The sequence below is a fragment of the Nonomuraea cypriaca genome (assembly GCF_015645445.1).
Taxonomy (GTDB): Bacteria; Actinomycetota; Actinomycetes; order Streptosporangiales; family Streptosporangiaceae; genus Nonomuraea; species Nonomuraea cypriaca.
Map to the genome: position 1 here is coordinate 1 of NZ_JADOGI010000426.1, position 4,018 is coordinate 4,018.

Annotated in this window: 6 protein-coding genes; all 6 read right to left on the reverse strand. The window is 65.4% G+C overall.

Annotation, left to right across the window (positions count from 1 at the left end):
• Positions 1–388: 388 nt before the first annotated feature.
• On the reverse strand, positions 389–880 hold the full coding sequence (locus tag ITP53_RS54235) for a hypothetical protein (protein ID WP_195903286.1): 492 nt from the start codon (positions 878–880) through the stop codon (positions 389–391).
• Between the two features lie 64 nt (positions 881–944).
• Positions 945–1,583 carry an LGFP repeat-containing protein gene (locus ITP53_RS54240; RefSeq protein ID WP_195903287.1) on the reverse strand — a complete coding sequence of 213 codons (639 nt, stop codon included), beginning with the start codon at positions 1,581–1,583 and terminating at the stop codon, positions 945–947.
• A 400-nt stretch (positions 1,584–1,983) separates the two neighbouring features.
• The gene (locus ITP53_RS54245; RefSeq protein WP_195903288.1) at positions 1,984–2,367 is read right to left on the reverse strand and encodes a hypothetical protein; all 384 of its coding nucleotides are present in this window, start codon (positions 2,365–2,367) and stop codon (positions 1,984–1,986) included.
• Between the two features lie 195 nt (positions 2,368–2,562).
• Positions 2,563–3,078, reverse strand: coding sequence for a hypothetical protein (locus ITP53_RS54250; protein WP_195903289.1), 516 nt, complete (start codon positions 3,076–3,078; stop codon positions 2,563–2,565).
• 38 nt (positions 3,079–3,116) lie between these two features.
• Positions 3,117–3,779, reverse strand: a complete 663-nt coding sequence (locus tag ITP53_RS54255) for a hemerythrin domain-containing protein (protein ID WP_195903290.1) — start codon at positions 3,777–3,779, stop codon at positions 3,117–3,119.
• A gap of 45 nt (positions 3,780–3,824) precedes the next feature.
• The coding region (locus tag ITP53_RS56765) for a hypothetical protein (protein WP_207757724.1) at positions 3,825–4,018 on the reverse strand (194 nt) is incomplete at its 5' end.

Below are 4,018 nucleotides of genomic sequence, written 5' to 3' on the forward strand. Positions count from 1 at the left end.
GTGATCCACACCCGACCAGGCATAACCCGGCGATGGCGACCACCAGAACTCTGCTCATGGAAAGACGCATTGTTACGACACCATCCTTTTCCCGTTGCGGAAATGCCGTGCGCTCTTCGTAGGAAGTGGCTCTGCCGCAGTGAGCCGAGCGCTCTGATTTCCCCTTGTTATTGCTGGCAGCGCCCGAAGGTGACGTAGGTCCCCGCCTAGCCCGCACCTGCGCCGGCCGGATCAGTCGACCCTGCCTGGACCGCGACAGATTCCACACGGTGCGCGGTTCGGCGCGGATGTGGATGCGTACGAGACGATCTTGTTGACGGTTCTCATGAGGCAGGTTCCTTCAACGAGCGTTCGGATAGCTTCGGCGAGCAGCCCAGCGCCGAGCGGCCTATACACGGCTCTGAAGGGCCTTGGCCAGCCGCACCGCGATTTCCTGGCGGTCATCCGAGCCGGCGGTTCTCACCTTGATCCCGCAATAGTCCCCGCTACGGCAGGGGAACCACAGCTCGCCGTGCAGTTCGGCGTAGGTGGCGCCGTCGACGAATCCGCTCACCGGCTCCCCGATCTCGGCCAGGGACTCATAGTGGGCCTGGGGCAGCACCGACGCGAAAATCGCCTCTTTGATGCCGCCCTTGGCGCTGGACGCCGTCCAGACGCACCCGCCGAGCGCATAGTCGTGCTGGCCGCCGTCACTCGGGCCGATCACCTCAGCGACCTCCTGCTCGGTGAGGAACTTGCAGCTGGCGCTGCTACCGGAGCTCTCCCCACCAGGGGCCGCACCGGGCAGGCCACCACCCGAGCCGCCGCCTCCGCAGGCCGCGACCACAGCCAGCGCACTGCCGAGAATTGCGGCGTGCATGAGCTTTCTGAAGACCGCCATGGGCCATCCCTTCGTATAGGCGGCAGCCGCACAAACCGTTGAACTCATCGGCGGGGTGAGACGACTATGATGGGGTGATCAACCGTCCTGGTAGTGACCATTTACTGCACTCAGTCTTGGTCTGGAAGACTCCAGTTCTGTCGCAGCCTCGGACTGAGAAATAATGGTGGTTTTTGCCGCATGATCCTCCGTCGCTGCTGATGCAAACCGTGGGGTCTGGTCCTGGTCCTGCCGACGATATGCTGAACCCACCGTTCCATGGGTCGCGGCGCTTCACTTTGTATCTCCAGAACTCTCCGTTGTCGAATGAGTAGCGGACCTCGAAGTAGTCCCAGTCTCGTCCGGTCGGCCCCCACTGGAAGACGGCCTTGCCGCCGGATTCGTACGTTCGGACCAGCATTTTCGGTCCCAGGGCGGGGACCCAGGCGATCTGGCCGTTACGGAAGTCCTGTCTGCGTGACTTATTGGTGGTGAAGCCGTACTCGGTGCGTGCCGGGCAGCCGAAAACGCTGTCCTCCCCGCCCGCGGCCCGCCACTTGTCACCGATCAGCCCGTAGGGCTTGTACTTGGGGTTGCACGCAGTGAAAGTCGTAGTGGATGTTGCGGTGGCGGTTGCGGCGCTGCCGGCATGGGCGGGAAGCCCCACCAGGGCCGCGGAAAGCGCAAAGGTAGCCGTCATTGAAAAGTAGATTCGTCGGTCCATGATTGCACTCCCTATTCTTGAGGTCCGCAGCCCGCTCGGAACTTTCATGCCTTAATGATGGATGCGGTTGCTTGCGAGATACTTGACATCTCTTTTGCGACGCGGTCCGGCTCCGGCGATGCCTGTTCTTCTCGGGTCAGCCACATCTTTTACATTGCTTCCGTTGGAGTGATCCGACGTTAACGCAGGGTGGGGCGGAGAGAGCCGCGTTCGACGACAGGCTCTTCGGTTCTGTTCTCCTTGAAGTGCGCCACGAGCGCGGGAGCTGACCGTGCTGGATGCGGTGCCGTGTGGGAGATGAAGGTCTGGCCCTTCAGCGCCGCCCTGCGAGGGAGACGTCGAACCGCCTCAAGCCGCGTTGGCTGGAGGTCATCATGGTGAGCGTTGAGGAAAGGCGGTGTCAGCAGGTGTCGAAGTACCGCTGCGCGACGATCATCGAGCGGACATTGTTGCGGCCGAGTTCTGCCGACCTGGACACGTTGGAGGTCGCGGTCACCGTGAAGTACACCTTGGAGAACTTGCTCGGCGACCAGCTGGTCTGGGCCGGCGCGAACGACACCTCCACGATCGTGGAGCCGTTGCTGCCGACGACGGCGTTGGGCGGCGAGTAAACCTTCCGGTAGCCGTAACGGGTCAGCGCCGATGTCGCGAACTCGCGAGCGTCCTGGTAGCACATGGTCTTGGCGAACCAGCCGGCGTGCCAGATCAGCGGGGCCTGCGCCGATGCGCTCGTGGCGGGCACCAACGCGGTGCACGTGAGGGCGAGCGCCGCCAGGAGAAGCATGGGACGAGGCGCAAGCGAGAGTTTCCGCACGATGGTCGTTCCTTTCGGTCGGAAGCCGGATCGGAGATCGGCATCGGGAGTGATGTTCGGTCGTGAGGGCCGGGCGTATCCGCCAGCGCCTCCGGTAGGTGGACGCGTCATTCGGAACGGTCCTTTCTGGTGGAAGGTGGAGCTCCCCGGCGGAATGCAGGGTGGTCAGTGCGGGGAGAGATAGATGGTCTTCCAGGCGGGGTTGCCTGCGGTGCACTGGATGGACGGCTCGCCGGCCCGGCGTTCGGCGCACACCTTGAGCTCGACCTGGTAGACCCGGTGGTAGGTGAAGGAGAACGTTCTCGGCTTGCCAAAGGCGCAGGTGCGTTCGTGGTGCCGCTTCCAGGTCACCTTGTTTCCGGCGGTGTTGACCACGGCGATGCCGAAGACCGCCCACCCGCAGCCGGCGGAGGCGCGGGTCAGATCGTGGACCTTGCCGGATACCTTCAGGGTGCCGGCGGCGGGGATGTCGTGGTGATCCTCGCTGGTGGCCGTCACCGTGCCAGACGCCTTGGCCCGCTTTCCGCCAGGGGAATAGTGGGGCCCCCAGCTCTGTGGCGAGCCGCCGAGCCGGACGGCAGCGGCAGCGGCGTTGGTGTGGGCGGCTGCGGCGGCGGGTGTGGCCGATAGCAACAGGATCGCTGCCGCGGCCAATCCGATACAGGTACGCCAGGAGATCATCGAGTTGCTCCTTCTTCGGTGTGTTCGGCGGTTCCGGGTTAGGCGCGGTCGGGGCGGCGGCGGGGCGGGGTTCCGTACAGGCGGGTGTGGCGGCGGCGGTAGGCGGGCCACCACCGCAGGCGAAACAGCAGCCGGATCGGGGCGGGGAAGTCGGTGAGCGCCTGGCGGACCAGTTCTGGTGAGCCGGCGGCGCAGGCCCAGCCGAACAACAGCGGCACCCGCTTGCGGTCGTAGCCGCGGATGACGTCCATGCCGTGGGCCTGCCACTCGGCGGCGGTGAGGTGCGCGCGGATGAGGGGGACGGCGTCGCGTTCCTCGTCGTCCAGGTGGCGTCCCAGCGCGGTGTGCAGGCGGTGCAGCGCCTCGGCACGTCGCGCCGACGGCTGGGAACGGTCGCCTGCCACGGCCAGGTCCGGGTCGATCTGTTCGTGCTGGCGCTCCAGGGCGGCCAGCACCGCTGCGGAGGCGGGGGCACGGGTGCGCAGCAGCGGCCACCCCCAGGTGTCCTCATCAGTGTGGTGGTGATGCAGGTAGGACAGGACGAACTCGACCTGGTCCTCGATCAACGCGGCGTGCCGGTCATCGCGCGGGGCCGTAAGCGTCTGGGCTAGGCGTCCGAACTCGACCCGGAAGCCCGCGTGGGCGAGCAGGAACGCCGACAGGTCGGGCTCGGCAAGGGCACGTGTCTTGGGTGGAGCCATGGATGATCTCCTTTGCATGCTGTCCTGGCTGGGTGACGATATGTGTCACTCGATCCCGCGTGTCGGCAACCAAGGTGAGCGATGGCCTGTGGTCACGGCTCCTGGGTGATCTCCTCGATGTCGTGCGCCCGAGATCCTGGCGAAGAACGACAGGATCAGAAGGACGAGGGCGAGGACGGGGATCACGAGGCCGCTGTTGATCCCGTGCACGATGATGCCGACGACCTCGGGGAAGGGGA